The organism is Cedecea neteri NBRC 105707 = ATCC 33855 (assembly GCF_001571265.1).
Classification (GTDB): Bacteria; Pseudomonadota; Gammaproteobacteria; order Enterobacterales; family Enterobacteriaceae; genus Cedecea; species Cedecea neteri.
Genome location: NZ_BCTL01000025.1, coordinates 1 through 16,936 on the forward strand (window position 1 = coordinate 1; position 16,936 = coordinate 16,936).

17 protein-coding genes are annotated in these 16,936 nt (G+C 53.8%); 1 reads left to right on the forward strand and 16 read right to left on the reverse strand.

From position 1 onward, the window contains the following. Nucleotides 1–105 precede the first annotated feature (105 nt). The 16 genes from CNE01S_RS11360 to acuI form a co-directional block, all read right to left on the reverse strand. Nucleotides 106–864, reverse strand: a complete 759-nt coding sequence (locus CNE01S_RS11360; protein WP_039298264.1) for an amino acid ABC transporter ATP-binding protein — start codon at nt 862–864, stop codon at nt 106–108. An 8-nt stretch (nt 865–872) separates the two neighbouring features. Continuing rightward, on the reverse strand, nt 873–1,976 hold the full coding sequence (locus CNE01S_RS11365) for an amino acid ABC transporter permease (protein ID WP_061276092.1): 1,104 nt from the start codon (nt 1,974–1,976) through the stop codon (nt 873–875). A 9-nt stretch (nt 1,977–1,985) separates the two neighbouring features. Beyond that, nucleotides 1,986–3,167 carry an amino acid ABC transporter permease gene (locus CNE01S_RS11370; protein WP_061276093.1) on the reverse strand — a complete coding sequence of 394 codons (1,182 nt, stop codon included), beginning with the start codon at nt 3,165–3,167 and terminating at the stop codon, nt 1,986–1,988. A 71-nt stretch (nt 3,168–3,238) separates the two neighbouring features. Further along, nucleotides 3,239–4,264 (reverse strand): amino acid ABC transporter substrate-binding protein, encoded by a 1,026-nt coding sequence (locus CNE01S_RS11375; RefSeq protein ID WP_038478292.1) that lies wholly within the window; start codon nt 4,262–4,264, stop codon nt 3,239–3,241. A gap of 297 nt (nt 4,265–4,561) precedes the next feature. Continuing rightward, entirely contained in the window at nt 4,562–4,783 is a 222-nt protein-coding gene (locus CNE01S_RS11380) for a putative periplasmic lipoprotein (RefSeq protein ID WP_061276095.1), read from the reverse strand. Nucleotides 4,784–5,073: 290 nt separating this feature from the next. Continuing rightward, nucleotides 5,074–5,370, reverse strand: coding sequence for a DNA-binding transcriptional regulator Fis (gene fis / locus CNE01S_RS11385; RefSeq protein WP_000462905.1), 297 nt, complete (start codon nt 5,368–5,370; stop codon nt 5,074–5,076). A gap of 25 nt (nt 5,371–5,395) precedes the next feature. After that, nucleotides 5,396–6,361, reverse strand: a complete 966-nt coding sequence (dusB, locus tag CNE01S_RS11390) for a tRNA dihydrouridine synthase DusB (RefSeq protein WP_039298255.1) — start codon at nt 6,359–6,361, stop codon at nt 5,396–5,398. Between the two features lie 371 nt (nt 6,362–6,732). Beyond that, entirely contained in the window at nt 6,733–7,617 is an 885-nt protein-coding gene (gene prmA, locus CNE01S_RS11395; RefSeq protein ID WP_061276097.1) for a 50S ribosomal protein L11 methyltransferase, read from the reverse strand. Between the two features lie 11 nt (nt 7,618–7,628). After that, nucleotides 7,629–9,083: a sodium/pantothenate symporter gene (gene panF / locus CNE01S_RS11400; protein WP_061276099.1), complete on the reverse strand. Its 1,455-nt coding sequence runs from the start codon at nt 9,081–9,083 to the stop codon at nt 7,629–7,631. Further along, a complete protein-coding gene (locus CNE01S_RS11405) occupies nt 9,073–9,315 on the reverse strand; it encodes a YhdT family protein (RefSeq protein WP_061276102.1) in 243 nt (80 codons plus the stop codon). Before CNE01S_RS11405 ends, panF begins: the two co-directional genes overlap by 11 nt. Nucleotides 9,316–9,428: 113 nt before the next feature. After that, nucleotides 9,429–10,775: an acetyl-CoA carboxylase biotin carboxylase subunit gene (gene accC / locus CNE01S_RS11410; RefSeq protein WP_045784153.1), complete on the reverse strand. Its 1,347-nt coding sequence runs from the start codon at nt 10,773–10,775 to the stop codon at nt 9,429–9,431. 10 nt (nt 10,776–10,785) lie between these two features. Next, nucleotides 10,786–11,265 (reverse strand): acetyl-CoA carboxylase biotin carboxyl carrier protein, encoded by a 480-nt coding sequence (gene accB, locus CNE01S_RS11415; protein WP_008454913.1) that lies wholly within the window; start codon nt 11,263–11,265, stop codon nt 10,786–10,788. Between the two features lie 22 nt (nt 11,266–11,287). Continuing rightward, nucleotides 11,288–11,740 (reverse strand): type II 3-dehydroquinate dehydratase, encoded by a 453-nt coding sequence (gene aroQ / locus CNE01S_RS11420; RefSeq protein WP_061276103.1) that lies wholly within the window; start codon nt 11,738–11,740, stop codon nt 11,288–11,290. 231 nt (nt 11,741–11,971) lie between these two features. Next, nucleotides 11,972–12,571, reverse strand: a complete 600-nt coding sequence (gene msrQ / locus CNE01S_RS11425) for a protein-methionine-sulfoxide reductase heme-binding subunit MsrQ (protein WP_008454910.1) — start codon at nt 12,569–12,571, stop codon at nt 11,972–11,974. After that, nucleotides 12,572–13,576, reverse strand: a complete 1,005-nt coding sequence (gene msrP, locus CNE01S_RS11430) for a protein-methionine-sulfoxide reductase catalytic subunit MsrP (RefSeq protein ID WP_061276105.1) — start codon at nt 13,574–13,576, stop codon at nt 12,572–12,574. Nucleotides 13,577–13,689: 113 nt separating this feature from the next. After that, a complete protein-coding gene (gene acuI, locus CNE01S_RS11435) occupies nt 13,690–14,664 on the reverse strand; it encodes an acrylyl-CoA reductase (NADPH) (protein ID WP_061276107.1) in 975 nt (324 codons plus the stop codon). 207 nt (nt 14,665–14,871) lie between these two features. On the opposite strand from acuI, the gene csrD reads away from it, so the two are divergent. Further along, on the forward strand, nt 14,872–16,812 hold the full coding sequence (csrD, locus tag CNE01S_RS11440; protein WP_061276109.1) for an RNase E specificity factor CsrD: 1,941 nt from the start codon (nt 14,872–14,874) through the stop codon (nt 16,810–16,812). Nucleotides 16,813–16,936 lie beyond the last annotated feature (124 nt).

A 16,936-nucleotide genomic window follows, 5' to 3' on the forward strand; every position in this document is an offset into this window, starting at 1 on the left:
CTGTCAGGCATTAAATAAAACAAAAAGGCCACCTTAACAGGTGGCCTTTTTGTTTTCTGAATTCGGCAAACACCATAAAAAGGCCGCGTCAGCGGCCTTTGTCGTTTAATGGATAACCTGAGACAAGAAAGCTCGCGTTCTTTCCGATTTTGGATGGGCAAAAAACTCTTCAGGCGGAGCCTGTTCTACGATCTCTCCGCGATCCATAAAGATAACTCGGTCAGCGACGGTGCGGGCAAAACCCATTTCGTGCGTGACGCAGAGCATTGTCATGCCGGATTCTGCCAGCCCTATCATGGTGTCCAACACTTCTTTCACCATTTCCGGGTCAAGTGCCGAGGTTGGCTCGTCAAAAAGCATGATTTTTGGTTTCATACACAGTGAGCGGGCAATGGCCACACGTTGCTGCTGGCCTCCCGATATCTGCCCCGGAAATTTATGTGCATGTTCAGCGATTCTCACTCGTTCGAGATAATGCATCGCCAGCGCCTCGGCCTCTTTCTTCGGCATCTTACGAACCCAGATAGGGGCCAGAGTGCAGTTCTGCAGGACGGTTAAGTGTGGGAACAGGTTAAAGTGCTGAAAGACCATGCCAACCTCGGTACGGACTTTTTCTATATTCCGGAGATCGTCATTCAGCTCTGTTCCATCGACGACAATACGCCCCTGCTGATGCTCTTCAAGATGATTAATACAACGAATAGTTGTTGATTTTCCGGAGCCGGATGGCCCACACAGCACGATACGCTCACCTTGCTTCACATTAAGGTTAATGTCTTTTAAAACATGGAATTGCCCGTACCACTTATTCACGTTTTCCAGCGTGATCATCGTGTCGGCAGCCTGCAGTGTCATTTTACTCATGATAATCCTTAGTGCGGCGTACGGCCGGTGTGGAAGCGCTTTTCCAGGTGCTGGCTATAGCGCGACATGCTGAAACAGAAAATCCAATAGACGATGGCGGCAAAGACGTAGCCTTCTGTCGACATTCCCAGCCAGGCCGGATCAACCGTTGCCTGCTGGACGCTACTGAACAGATCGAACAGGCCGATGATGATCACCAGGCTGGTATCTTTAAACAGCGCAATAATCGTGTTCACCAGGCCCGGGATCACCAGCTTTAGCGCCTGAGGTAATATCACTAATCCTTGCGTCTTCCAGTAGCCGAGAGCCAGTGACTCTGCAGCTTCATATTGCCCTTTCGGTAAGGCCTGTAGTCCGCCGCGAACCACCTCTGCGACATAGGCGGACTGGAACAAAATCACCCCGACTAATGCCCGAATCAGCTTATCGATGGTGGTGCCTTCCGGGAGAAACAGCGGCAACATCACCGAAGACATGAAAAGCACCGTAATCAGCGGAACACCACGCCAAAATTCGATAAACATTATTGAGAGGACTCGCACGACCGGCATGCGTGAGCGTCTGCCCAGCGCCAGTACAATACCCAGTGGAAGGGCGCCGGCGATACCGACGGAAGCAACGATCAGCGTGAGCGTTAATCCACCCCAGAGACGTGTTTCAACACGATCCAGACCTAAAAAGCCACCGTACATCAGCCACCAGACGACGACCGGATAAGCTACTGCCCAGCAGGCAATATAGCGGCCGCGATGAGGAAGCGACTTCCAGAACATGACTGCAACGGAAATCAGTCCAATGACAAGCGCAAGGTTGATTCGCCAGCGCCACTCGTGGGGGTAAAGCCCATACATGAACTGGCCGAAACGTTCGTGGATAAACACCCAGCATGCTCCGCCTTTAGTGCAGTCGGCTCTGGTCTCGCCTATCCAGTTCGCCTGGAAAAGTGCCCAGTCCAGAAGCGGAGGGATAAGCACCCACATCAAGCCGAAACACAGCAGAGTAAGCAGGGTATTCAACCAGCTGGAGAAGAGGTTTTTACGCATCCATCGCCAGACTTGCTCAGGGGCGTTGCCTGCCGGGCGGGCGCTGTGCGCCTTCAGAACTTTAATCATCGACATTTCTTAGCGCTCAACCAGGGCAATACGGCGGTTATAGACGTTCATCAGCAGCGAAATAACCAGGCTGATAAGCAAATAAACGGACATCGTGATAGCGATAGTTTCGATTGCCTGTCCCGTCTGGTTCAGTACGCTGCCGGCAAACAAAGAAACCATATCCGGATAACCAATCGCCGCCGCCAACGAGGAGTTTTTGACGATGTTCAGGTACTGGCTGGTCAGTGGCGGAATAATGACTCTCAACGCCTGAGGCACAATCACCTGGCGAAGCGTCACCTGCTTAGGCAGACCCAGGGACAAAGCCGCTTCATGCTGGCCATAAGGTACGGACTGAATACCTGAACGAATGATTTCCGCGATAAACACCGAGGTGTAAACCGACAGCGCCAGCGTTAAAGCCGCCAGCTCAGGAATAAGTACAATCCCGCCGCTAAAGTTGAAGCCGTGCAGGGCTGGAATATCCCAATGCAGTGCGGCCCCGAAGATCAAATGTGCCAGCAGCGGTAGCGCAACGATCAAGGCGATCGTCACGGGCCAGGTACGACGAATTTGCCCGGTCTTCATCTGATGCATTTTGTTATAGCGATACAGCCCCGCAGAGACGAGAAGCGCAAGCAGCACGGCAACAGCAAATGCCAGCAGGCCTTCACCCATAACCGGGGCCGGAAGAGACAGCCCGCGATTGCTCAAATACATCAGGCCAAAGGCATCTATTGCCTGCCTTGGCCCCGGCAGATTGCGCAGGACGGCAAAGTACCAGAAGAAGATTTGCAACAGCGGGGGAATGTTGCGAAACGTCTCTATATAGAAGGTAGAGAGTTTACGCACCAGCCAGTTATCAGAGAGCCGTGCCAGGCCCACAAAGAAGCCGATAAACGTGGCGAACACGATGCACAGGACAGACACCAGCAGAGTATTCAGGAGCCCAACAACAAAGACTTTGCCGTAAGTATCACCCTGATCGTAATCAATCAGATGCTGGACAATGCCGAACCCGGCGGCGCGATCGAGAAAGGCAAAGCCGGAGGTAATGCCGCGGCTATCCAGGTTGGTAATCGTGTTGTGAATCAGATAAACGGCCACGCCAATCACAAAACTAATGGCGACTATCTGATACAGCCAGGCGCGAACCGAAGGGTTAGAAAAAGATAAGTCGGCCTTCACGGCTGGGCGGTGATGACGCATAAGCAAACCTCAGTAACAGGAACATAAATCCTGGGCACCGCACCGAGCAGTGCCCTGTTCTGGCATTTCGCTTAGCGAACCGGCGGGGCGTACTGAATACCGCCGTTGTTCCACAGGTTGTTCTGGCCGCGTTTGATTTTCAGCGGGCTTTGGGCGCCGACGTTGCTCTCAAAAATCTCAGCGTAGTTGCCGACCTGCTTCACGATGTTGTAGGCCCATTTGTTGTCCAGCTTCAGGTCTTTGCCGAAATCGCCTTCCTTCCCTAACAGGTGCGCCATATCCGGCGTGGTTGGATTAGCCGCCATCTGGTCGACGTTTTTAGAGCTAATACCCATCTCTTCTGCGTTCAGCATGGCGAACAGCGTCCAGCGCACGATGGAGAACCAGTCATCGTCACCGCGACGTACAACAGGCCCCAGTGGCTCTTTTGAGATGACTTCTGGCAGCACGAGCCATTCAGCCGGGTTGCTAAGCTTGATGCGCAGGGCATAGAGCTGAGACTGATCTGAGGCCAGGGTATCGCAACGTCCGGACTCCAGGGCTTTGGCTGACTCGTCTGAGCGGTCAAAGGTTACCGGCGTGTACTTCATGTTATTGGCTTTGAAGTAGTCGGCGACGTTCAGTTCGGTGTCGGTTCCTGCCTGAATACAAACCGTTGCACCGTCGAGCTCTTTCGCGCTTTTGAGGCCGGCTTTATTGTGGGTCAGGAAGCCGATGCCGTCATAATAAGTGACGCCGGTAAAGACCATCCCCATTCCCGCATCGCGGGAGGAGGTCCAGGTGGTGTTACGGGAAAGAATATCTACCTCGCCGGACTGCAGCGCAGTAAAGCGCTCTTTCGCCGTCAGCGGGGTGTATTTGACTTTAGAAGCATCGCCGAATACGGCCGCCGCCACGCCGCGGCAAACGTCCACGTCGATACCGGTAAACTTGCCGCTACCGTCAGCGTAAGAAAAGCCCGGCAGGCCATCGCTAATCCCACATTGCACGAAGCCTTTCTTTTTTACGGCATCCAGCGTGGTGCCTGCATGAGCCTGATTAGCCATCGCAAACAGTGTGCCGGTAGCGACCAGAGTGGCGATCATCATCTTCTTCATAAATGCATCCTGAGTGGCGAAATTATCGTTATTGGCGAAATGGCTTCCGGGAGGAGCCAGATCCGTATTCGTGGCAAATGCCCGAGTCATCGTCTTTAAAGCAAAGTGGATGCCAGGTTTACTGGAGGAACGTACTACGCAGAAGAAGGCTGACTGTTATGAAGAAAGGGGCAAAAAATGTGCCGAAATAGTGCAGGTCTGCAACTAACGGCGCATTTCAGAGCAAAATGATTCAGATGTTGCAGGAATAATAAACAAAAAAGCGCGAGAGGCTCGCGCTTTGCCAGACGTGGGGATTTATTTGGTGAGTGCCACGATACCCAAGGCAACGCCTGCCACGGCAGCTGTGCCGGCGGCAATAGCGCCCGCAGTTTCCCAGTTATCCTGGGTGGTGCCTTTCATACAGGTATTGGTGTGCACCAGGCGCCCCTGGTCGTCATAGACCGGTACGCAAGGAGACTCGGTCGCGCAGCCTGCCAGAAAAGTCGTGAGCAATGCGACGGCGATGAATTTAGTCATTTTGAACCTCGGTTTAACCAAACGCCGGAGCAGGGATTGCTTTCGTAGGTGCCCATAAAGGTACGAAGCTTTCACGGATGCTGCACCGGTGTGAATGTGGCTATTTTACCACTGCGATTCAGACCACAGGATCGGGGAATAATTGCAAAGCGTGTGCAGTGTAAACAAAGTGGAGGAAAGCGCAGCGCAGCAGCCAATGATGAGGAAAAATGTCAGATCTCAGGAAAAGAAAAAAGGCGCTTCCCCATGCCGAAGAGCGCCTTTTTCATCAACGACTTAACTGATTAGTATCAGTTCATGCCGTATTTTTTCAGTTTCTTACGCAGCGTACCACGGTTGATGCCCATCATCAGGGCAGCGCGGGTTTGGTTGCCACGGGTGTATTGCATCACCATGTCCAACAATGGCTGCTCTACTTCAGCCAGTACCAGCTCATACAGGTCATTCACATCCTGACCATTCAGTTGAGCAAAATAGTTCTTCAGTGCCTGTTTCACGGAATCACGCAGGGGTTTTTGGGTTACCTGATCCTGAGAGTTAACGGTAGAAACGGTCAGTACGTCAGAATTTACGCGTTGTTCGAACATAGTTCTGTCAGCTCTTTATTTCTGTTTACGCAAAATTTTCGAAGTATGCCTCCAACGCCTCCAGCTGTTCGCTGGCATCCTCAATGGCGTTGAATGTGCGCCGAAACTGGTCATTTGGAGCGTGCTCCTGGAGATACCAGGAGACGTGTTTACGAGCAATTCGGTAACCTTTTACATCGCCATAAAAGCTATGCAGTTCCCGAACGTGCGAGCAAAGTAAGCGCTTTACCTCTGCCAGAGGCAAGGGGGGCAGCAGCTCTCCAGTGTCCAGATAATGCTGGATTTCCCGAAAGATCCAGGGTCTTCCCTGAGCCGCCCGGCCTATCATCAGGGCATCAGCCCCCGTATAGTCAAGTACAGCTCTGGCTTTAAGCGGGTCAGTAATGTCACCATTCGCGATAATCGGAATGGAAACTTTCTGCTTAACTGCCCGAATGCTGTCGTATTCAGCATCGCCCTGGAATAAACAGGCGCGTGTGCGTCCATGAATTGTCAGAGCCTGAATCCCACAGTCTTCAGCCAGTTGGGCAATCTCTACACAGTTACGGTGCGCGGGCTCCCAGCCGGTACGAATTTTCAACGTCACAGGAACATCCACTGCCTTCACTACCGTCGTCACGATGTCCTTTACCAGACTCGGATACTGCAGAAGGGCTGAACCTGCTAGCTTACGATTCACCTTTTTTGCCGGACAACCCATATTGATATCAATAATCTGGGCGCCATTAGCCACGTTAATTCGCGCGGCCTCTGCCATCTCTTCCGGTACGCTGCCGGCAATTTGCACGGTGCGAATACCCGGTTCATCCACATGAACCATACGTAAACGGGACTTGTCGCTCGCCCAAACTTCCGGGTTGGAGGACATCATCTCGGAAACGGTTAACCCGGCTCCCATCTCGTAGCACAGCGTCCTGAATGGTCTGTCAGTGATGCCAGCCATAGGTGCTGCGATCAGGCGATTTCTGAGCTGGTGGTGTCCGATGCGCATGAGTTAAGAAATGACCATACTGTGCCTGCAAGGCGGCGTATATTACGCATTTTTCGCACGAGATGAAAGGCCAAACTTTGAACAATCCTCTGTCACAGATCAATGAAGCGGCAACAAGTGTAGCCAGATTACACAATTAATCCAATTAATCAGATGGTTAGAGTTTTTCGTTTATTTCATGCTGTTTTAAATTTTCCTGAAAGTTAGCAGAAATATGCTGTCGAACAGGGGGTTTTCACCAGATAAACCGCTGTTTTTGTGGCCAGTTTTGGATTTTTTATGCGAACAAGCTCTCATTTTTGGGTGCGGTTTACTCACTAAAACTGGCTAAAAACAGCACACGGCAGGAGCGCCGTATGCCGTTATTTTCATCAGTCGTGCTTGCGGCCGGTGATGCGGCACCACTCTTCTTTTTCCGCGACCGGATCAAGCGTGAACTTATCAGCATAAGCTTCACAAACACCTTCGGCCTGGCTTGCCAGAACGCCAGAGAGGCCAAGGAAACCGCCTTCAACCGGCAGCACGCTGATTAACGGCGCTAACTCACGCAGAGGGCCTGCCAGGATGTTAGCGACCACCACGTCAGCGCTCATGGCTTCTGGCTGGTCTTTCGGCAGGTAAAGCTCAAGCTGCTCTGAAACGCCGTTACGCTCTGCGTTATCGCGGCTCGCCTGAATGGCCTGTGGATCGATATCAATGCCGATGGCTTTTGCAGCACCCAATTTCAGGGCGGCAATGGCCAGGATCCCGGAGCCGCAGCCGAAGTCGATAATGGTTTTGCCGGCCAGGTCCAGGCCATCGAGCCACTCGAGGCACAGCGAGGTCGTTGGGTGAGTACCGGTGCCAAACGCCAGGCCCGGGTCGAGCATCACGTTCACCGCGTTTTCGTCCGGCACATCGCGCCAGCTTGGGCAGATCCACAGACGATTGCCGAAGCGCATCGGGTGGAAGTTATCCATCCATTCGCGCTCCCAGTCTTTGTCTTCCAACTGCTCGACTTTGTGGTGAAAGCCCTGGCCCAGTAATGGGCAGTTTTCAAGGATAGCGACAACTTCTTCCATGTCGATTTCTGCGTCATACAGGCCGATAACGTCGGTATCGCCCCAAAGGCGAGTTTCACCCGGCAGCGGTTCAAAGACCGGCGTGTCGTGGGTGTCCTGGAAGGTGACGGAAACCGCCCCGCTTTCAATCAGCGCATCGCCCAGGCTTTCAGCGTTACCGCCGGTGGTGTTAATTTTCAGTTGGATCCATGGCATGGCGAAACTCTTTATTTATCAGTAGTGGAAACAAGAAGGGGCTCCGGAACGGGGCGACCAAAACGGTTACCTATCAGGAACGCCAGCAAGCTGAACAGTAGCGAAGGCACAATCGGGTGGAAGCCCATGAGCTGCAGGCCAAAACTGGCAAGCACCGCGTATAGCACGCCCCCGGCAATCATGCCGCTGAGCGCGCCTGCAGCGTTAGCTTTCTCCCAATAGAGGCCCAGCACCAGCGGCCACAGGAAAACGGCTTCCAGGCCCCCGAAGGCCAGCAGATTTAACCAGATAATCATTTCCGGCGGCCGCCAGGCAGCCAGCATCATCAGGATACCCAGCACCAGCGTAGTGGTGGTAGAAATGCGCTTCAGGCGGCGCTCCTGACGAATTTTAGCCGGACTTGCGCTAAGCCACAGGTCTTTCACGATCGTCGCGGATGCCTGCAGCAAGTGTGCGTTAACGTTGGACATAATGGCGGCCATTGGGGCGGCCAGGAATAACCCAGCGGCCCAGGGCGGCAGAACCTTCATCATCAGCGTAGGGATCACCAGGTCCGGCACCGTCAGGCCAGGGAGAACAGCTCTACCCAGGGCGCCTGCAAGGTGCATACCCAGCATCAGAATCGCGACCACAATGGTGCCGATGATAATGCCACGGTGAACGGCTTTACTGTCTTTGTAAGAGATACAGCGTACCGCCGTGTGGGGCAGACCGATCACGCCAAAACAGACCAGTACCCAGAACGAGGCCATAAACGTGGGCGTCAGAATGTCGCCTGCACCCTGGGGGCTGACGAGTTTCGGATCAATATGCTCTAACGTTTGTACCGCGTTGCCCAGCCCGCCGGCGGCATGAACCACGCCGACCAGCAGCACGATAGTCCCTATCAGCATCACCATACCCTGCATGGTGTCGTTAAGTACGCTGGCCCGGAAACCGCCGAAGGAAGTATAGAGGGCAATGGTGATCCCGAAAATCAGCAGGCCAGTTTCGTACTTTATGCCCGCCGCGGTTTCCAGCAGCCTTGCGCCACCGATAAACTGGACGGCAATCGCGCCAACAAAGGCGACCAGCAGGCTGACGCTGGCAATCCAGACGACGGCCCGATTCTGGTAGCGAGCCTGGAGCATGTCATTCAGCGTAATGGCGTTATAGCGGCGCGCCAGGATAGCGAATTTCTTCCCAAGAATCCCCAAAGAAAGCCAGATCGTCGGGATCTGAATCATGGCCAGCAGCACCCAGCCCAGGCCGAATTTATAGGCAGCGCCCGGTCCGCCAATAAACGAACTGGCGCTGATGTAGGTCGTGGTGAGCGTCATGGCCAGCACGAAGCCGCCCATCGAACGGCTGCCGAGGAAATACTCACTCAGAAAGGTGCCGGAGGTGCGCTGACGCATGGCGTAGACGGACAGGCCAAAGACCGCAATCAGGTAGATGACCAGCACGGCAATCACTTCATTTTGCATGGTCATCCCCCAGCGGAATGTCACGGAAGAGGAGTTTCACCATCAGCCAGCAGAGCAGGATAAACAGCAGCGGCACCAGCAGACAAGCCATCTCGAACCAGTGCGGCAAGCCGGTGATACCCTGTGCATTGTCAGGTAAGTAAGCAGCCACTAACCATGCGGCAAGGTAGAGCAAGGTCAGCCAGAGCGCCCAGCGCGCTTCTTTATGGGCTTGAACAAAACGGTTGTCCATTTTTGTCCCTTGAGTTCGCAGAAAGCGGGGATTGTAACGCATCCATCCTGTCGGAGGATAAAAAAAGAAAAAGGCCGGAAATCCGGCCTTTTGTCGACATGTTCAACGGAAACTTAGTGCTGAAGACCGAGTTTCTTCTCCAGATAGTGGATGTTCGTTCCACCGTGCTGGAAGTTTTCGTCGTTCATGATTTTGGTCTGCAGCTCGATGTTGGTTTTGATGCCATCGATAATCAGTTCCGCCAGGGCGTTTTTCATGCGGGCAATAGCCACTTCACGCGTTTCGCCGTAGCAGATGAGCTTCCCAATCATTGAATCGTAGTACGGCGGTACGGTGTAGCCGGCGTAGATATGCGATTCCCAACGCACGCCAAAACCACCAGGCGCATGGAAGCGCGTGATTTTGCCCGGGCTTGGCAGGAAGGTGTTCGGGTCTTCGGCGTTGATACGGCATTCCACCGCGTGGCCGGTAACGTGAACGTCTTCCTGTTTGATGGACAGCGGCTGACCGGCCGCAATACGCAGCTGCTCTTTGATCAGGTCAACGCCGGTGATCATTTCGGTAACCGGGTGTTCTACCTGAATACGGGTGTTCATTTCGATGAAATAGAACTCGCCGTTTTCGAACAGGAACTCGAAAGTACCTGCGCCGCGATAGTTAATGTCGATACAGGCTTTGGCACAGCGGTCGCCGATGAATTTACGCAGCTCTGGCGTGATGCCCGGCGCTGGTGCTTCTTCAACAACCTTCTGGTGGCGACGCTGCATTGAACAGTCACGTTCAGCCAGATAGATAGCGTGCCCCTGGCCGTCGGCCAGTACCTGAATCTCGATATGGCGTGGGTTCTCGAGGTATTTTTCCATGTAAACCATGTCGTTGTTGAAAGCCGCTTTGGCTTCCGCACGGGTCATGTTGATGGATTGCTCGAGTTCCGCGTCGCTGCGCACTACGCGCATACCGCGACCGCCGCCGCCGCCGGAGGCTTTGATAATCACCGGGTAGCCGATGCGTTTTGCATGGGCACGGTTTTTATCCATGTCGCCGTCCAGTGGGCCGTCAGAGCCTGGTACCGTCGGTACGCCTGCTTTTTTCATCGCGGTGATCGCGGAAACTTTGTCGCCCATCAGGCGGATAGTTTCAGCTTTCGGGCCGATGAAGATAAAGCCAGAACGCTCAACCTGCTCGGCAAAGTTGGCGTTTTCAGACAGGAAGCCGTAGCCCGGGTGAATCGCTACCGCGCCGGTGATTTCCGCCGCAGAGATGATTGCCGGGATGTTCAGATAGCTTTTTACGGACGGAGCCGGGCCGATACAGACCGTCTCATCCGCCAGTAATACGTGTTTCAGATCGCGGTCCGCGCTTGAGTGCACAGCGACGGTCTTGATGCCCAGTTCTTTACAGGCACGAAGAATACGCAGTGCAATCTCGCCGCGGTTGGCGATGACAATTTTATCCAGCATGTTCGCCTCGTTACTCGATGACGACCAGCGGCTCGTCAAATTCTACCGGCTGACCATTCTCAATCAGAATTGCTTTAACCACACCGGCTTTATCAGATTCGATCTGGTTCATCATTTTCATTGCTTCAACGATGCACAGGGTGTCGCCAACGTTTACTTTCTGGCCCACTTCTACAAACGCTTTTGCATCCGGGCTTGGGGTACGGTAGAAGGTACCGACCATTGGGGAACGTACGATGTGACCACTGACTTCAGCAGCTGCAGGGGCTTCCATTGCTGGGGTTGCGGCTGGTGCAACGGCCTGAGCCAGACCCGGCTGTGGCTGAGGCTGGTACATTGGCGCAGCGTAAGCCTGTTGCATCATTGGGAAACCAGCGTTTGCTGGGGAGCGGCTGATGCGTACAGACTCTTCGCCTTCAGAAATTTCCAGTTCAGCGATGCCTGATTCTTCAACCAGCTCGATCAGTTTTTTAATCTTACGAATATCCATGAGTGGGTTCCGTACTCTTTGTTTAGATGGATTTTGACAGGCGTTTTACTGCCGTCTGTAAAGCATATGAATAGCCGTCAGCGCCTAATCCGCAGATCACGCCGACGGCCTTATCTGAAAGATAGGAGTGATGGCGAAACGGTTCACGCGCGTGCACATTGCTGAGGTGAATCTCGATAAACGGGATATCCACCGCCAGTAACGCATCGCGCAGCGCGACGCTGGTATGCGTGAACGCGGCCGGATTAATCAGGATAAAGTCGACAGAGTCTTTGGCCTGATGAATTCGGTCAATCAACGCATATTCGGCGTTAGATTGCAGGTGGCTGAGCGTCACGCCAAGGCTTGTTGCTTCTGCTTCAAGCGTGTTAACAATTTCTGCTAACGTCTGGTGACCGTACTTGTCCGGCTCCCGCGTGCCCAGCATATTCAGATTAGGGCCATTCAAAAGCAAAATGTGAAATTCACCCGACATCGTGCTGCCATCTCCTGCGATTAGTAGGCAATTTACAAAATATACCTAAGTTTTCCGGTTGTCACCTTTTCGAGCCGAAAATGGCCGTCAGAAAAAACCGAAGTCGCACATTATAACGATTTCGTAGCATTTGGCAGCTAAATACTGGTCTTATCAGGGAAGATGATCAATCGATATCCAGTTAAGGATACCGATTGATGTTTATTCTGCGGAGAAGCACACGCTTTGCGGTTAGCGCCACCACTGGCGAAACTTCTTGTAGCGAAGTGCAAGAAGAATGATTGCGCCCAGCGCATAAAGCAAGGGCTGAGGGGATAAAATCTTAACCGACCAGAGGAAATGAATTGGCGCGAGGATCGCGACCAGATAGACGAAGTTATGCAGCTTCTGCCAGCGGGCGCCCAAAAAACGCTGTGCTCGCTGGGTCGACGTTACGGCCAATGCCAGCAGGATAATCCAGCAAATGATGCCCAGTGTCAGATAAGGGCGGCTCACTAATTCCTGGCCTAGCAGACCAAGATTGCTGATCCCCAGTTCCAGCAGGGAATAGCTGGTGAGATGCAGCGTCGCCCAGACGAAACACCACACGCCCAACAGGCGGCGTGTGCGAATTAAGAGCGGCTGTTTAGCGTAACGCGCGAGTGGCGTGACCAGTAACGTCGCCAGCAGCAGTTTGAGCGCCATTCTGCCGGTAAAATGCTGAATATCTTTTGCAGGATCGGCGCTGAAAAGTCCCTGGCTTGCCGCATAAAACAGCCAGACGAAGGGCAGAAATGCGGCCAGATGAAGCCCCACTTTCAGCCAGGTAATCTGTTTTACCGTCAGGCGCACTCAGAAGTTCTCCTTCAAATTCAGACCGCGATATAGCGAGGCCACCTGGTCGGCATAGCCGTTAAACAGCAGCGTGGGCTGGCGCTTAACGTCCAGCACGCCGCCGGAGCCAATAAAGCGCTCTGATGCCTGCGACCAGCGAGGATGATCAACGTGCGGGTTTACGTTGGCGTAGAAACCATATTCGTTAGGCGCGGCAAGGTTCCACGTCGTCGGCGGCAGTTCGCGTACCAGCTTTATGCTGACGATCGATTTAATGCCCTTAAAGCCGTACTTCCATGGCACGGTGAGGCGAATCGGCGCGCCGTTTTGCGGCGGTAAAGCCTTACCATATACACCCACGGTTAACAGCGTGAGCGGATGCATCGCTTCATCCAGCCGCAATCCTTCTACATAAGGGTATTGCAGGCCGCCACCGATAAACCGGTCCTTTTGTCCCGGCATCTGCTCCGGGTCATAAAGCGTTTCAAAGGCAACGTACTTTGCGTTGCTGGTGGGCTCAACCATCGCCAGCAGCTTATGGAGCGGGAAGCCAATCCACGGTACGGCCATCGACCAGGCCTCAACGCAGCGCATGCGGTAAATGCGTTCTTCGAGCGGGAAGCGTTTATACAGATCGTCGTGATCGAGCGTCATTGGCTTAGCGACTTCGCCGCTGATTTTAATTTGCCAGGGATCGGTTTTCAGCCCGCCGGCATTAGCGGCAGGATCGGCCTTATCCAGCCCAAATTCGTAGAAGTTGTTGTAGCCGGTGACCTTGTCTTCCGGAGTCAGCGCCAGTTTTGCCTGGTACTCTTCTGGCTTAGTGAACGTCAGTGGTTTGCCTGCCGGGGCCGGTGGGCGATCGTTACCTTTGAACCAGGAAAGAATATCGGCGTTGGCTGTCTGCGGGAGCGACAGGGCGGCAGCGCTGATGCCCAGGGCCTTCAGCACCTGGCGGCGCTTCATCATAAACACGGATTCTGGCGTAACGTCGGCTTCGGTGAGCCGGGTGACCTTTTTCATGACGTTCTCCTCGTAGCGATAGCCTAAGCATGACCGAGAGAAAGCGTTCCGGCGAATATGTCACGAAAAATTGAAATTTGAGGAGCGACAAAATGTCACTCCTCGGGCAAGGGTTAGCGTACTTTTACCAGGGTTCTGCCCTGGGCGGCATTATTAATGATGTCGCTGGCGTACTTTGGCGCTTCTGCGAGGCCGATTTCGGTGGTTGCCTGTTGGTAGAAGGCATCCGGCAAGTCTTTTACCAGACGTGCCCAGGCGGCGGCACGGCGTGCCGGTGGCGTCATGACCGAATCCACGCCCTGCAGGCGAACGTTACGCAGGATAAACGGCATCACGGTGGTTGGCAGCGCAAAGCCACCGGCTAAACCGCAGGCAGCCACGCAGCCGCCGTAGTTCATCTGCGCCAGGACTTTCGCCAGCACTTTATCGCCCACGGTATCAATGGCACCGGCCCAGAGCTGTTTTTCCAGCGGGCGGGTTTCGGCGAACTCGTCACGGCCCAGAATGCGGTCAGCGCCGAGGCTGCGAAGATAATCATGCGTACTTTCGCGGCCGGATACGGCGGCCACTTTATAGCCCAGTTTGTGCAGCAGCGCGATGGCCGTGCTGCCCACTCCGCCGCTTGCGCCGGTCACAACTATTTCCCCGCTTTCTGGCGTAACGCCAGCGTCTTCCAGCGCCATCACGCAGAGCATCGCGGTAAAGCCGGCCGTACCGATAATCATCGCTTTGCGTGCGTCTAAACCTTCAGGCATTGCGACCAGCCAGTCACCTTTCACCCGCGCGGCTTCCGCCAGGCCACCCCAATGGTTTTCTCCAACGCCCCAGCCGGTGAGTAGCACCGCCTGGCCAGGCTGAAAGCGAGCGTCTTCGCTGGTGAGTACTTTGCCTGCAAAGTCAATGCCCGGCACCATCGGGAAATTACGAATAATTTTGCCTTTGCCGGTGATGGCCAGTGCGTCTTTGTAATTCAGGCTGGAGTAATCAATCTCCACGGTGACGTTGCCTTCTGGCAGCGCGCTGTGGTCGAGCGTTTTTACCGCGGCCACGGTTTGGCCTTCGGACTGTTCCAGGATTAATGCCTGCATGGGCGTTCCTCGGTCGGTAGCAATGGGAAAAAAATCTTAGCAGACTATACTCCGATACTGATGAGAAGAGCCGACCTGACGCAATAAATGCTCAGAAATTCCCGAGGGGTTTCGTTTGCCTGAGGTCGACCTTTGCTATTTAATGCTTCCTCGTTTGGGGCCCATGATGAGTGTGGTTAATTTTCACTAACCGGAGTTAATACAGGGATGCGATTAACGACGAAACTTTCAGCCTTTATTACCCTCTTAACCGGGCTGGCGATTTTCGTCACGCTCTTCGGGTGCCTGCTAAGTTTCTATAACTCTGTTCACGACAAAACTCAGCAGCGCATTATGGCTGTTGCCACGATCGTTGATAACCAGTTGGTCTCACGTTCGCCTCAGGATCTTGTTGATCATTTTAGCGAGCTGATGATACCGGTGGATATCACCGAAATTCGCCTGATGGCGGATAAGACCTACCTCTTTCAGCATGTTTTACCCGAAGGCTATCGCCCGGTGGGGACGCAATATACCTATCGCACCATTAACGTCGCGTTGATGAAACACCCTGGCATGACCCTGCGGCTGACTTACCTCGATCCGATTGCTGTCTACTATCACGCCATGTTTACCACTACGCCATTGACTGCGGCAGTCGCTTTTATGCTGGTGGTGCTCTTCCTGGCCGGACGCTGGCTGAGGCGCCAGCTTTCCGGGCAAGAGCTTCTGGAAATCAGGGCAGGAAAAATCATTAGCGGAGAGCGTGGGGCGGAAGTGCGTGGTTCCGTGCATGAATGGCCGCCGTTGGTGAGCAGCGCAATGGATACCCTACTTTCCGATCTGCAAAGCGCCAGCGAGCAGCGAAGCCGCGTGGATACCTTGATCCGGGCATTTGCCGCCCAGGACGTTAAAACTGGCCTCAACAATCGTTTGTTCTTTGATAACCAACTGGCCACGCTGCTGGAGGGTCAGGAGCAGGTCGGCGCGCACGGCGTGGTGATGATGATTCGCCTGCCTGATTTCGAGTTATTAAAAGAGACCTGGGGCAATGGTCCGGTTGAAGAATACTTATTCACTTTGGTCAACCTGCTCTCGACCTTTGTGATGCGCTATCCTGGCGCCTTATTGGCCCGTTATTTCCGCAGTGATTTTGCAGTATTACTGCCGCACCGCACGCTGAAAGAAGCGGACGGTATCGCCAGCCAGTTGCTGAACTCCGTGGATGCACTCCCGTCTACCCGCATGGTTGATCGCAGCGATATGCTGCATATCGGCATTTGTGCGTGGCGCAGCGGGCAGACAAAAGAGCAGGTTATGGAGCATGCGGAAATCGCCACCCGCAATGCCGCTTTCCAGGGGGCCAACAGCTGGTCCGTCTACGACGATAAGCTCCCGGAACAGGGCCGGGGCAATGTGAAATGGCGCACTTTATTAGAACAGGTACTCAAGCAGGGCGGCCCGCGTTTTTACCAGAAACCCGCGGTGGATAAGCATGGGGTGGTTCACCACCGTGAAATCATGTGCCGTATCTTCGACGGCGAGCAAGAGGTTTTGTCGGCAGAATACATGCCGATGGTCAGGCAGTTTGGTCTATCTGAACAATATGATCGGCAGATCGTGTCACGACTGTTGCCGCTGCTAAACTTCTGGCCGGAAGAAATGCTTGCCATTCAAATCACCGTCGACTCGCTGATCCGCGCACCTTTCCAGCGCTGGCTGCGCGATTCACTGATGCAGTGCGAAAAATCGAAGCGCGCACGGATTCTTTTTGAACTTGCTGAGGCAGATGTCTGTCAACACATCAGCCGATTACAACATGTTGTAAGGTTAATTACTGCTTTAGGGGCAAGGGTTGTGATTATCCAGGCGGGATTAACGGTCGTCAGCACAACTTATATAAAAGAGCTGGATGTGGAGTTAATTAAGCTGCATCCAGGTCTGGTCAGAAACATCGGCAAGCGTACCGAAAACCAGCTTTTTGTGAAGAGCCTGGTTGAAGCCTGTAACGGTACGCGAATCCGTGTTTTTGCCACAGGAGTGAGGACCCGCGGTGAATGGCAGACGCTGATTGATAACGGGGTTGCGGGGGCGCAGGGCGATTTTATCGCCGCATCTCAGCCGCTTGACAGTAATGTGAAAAAATATTCACAAAGATACTCGGTTTAACCTGCCGTTTGCCATTATTTCACGTAGAATAACGCGCGCTGCATCTCAAGGGGGCTAGTCAGCCTGCCGGCCAGATTGTCGCAGCCGTTATGAACCGGTTTGCTGCTGTTAGCTGTTCGTTTAT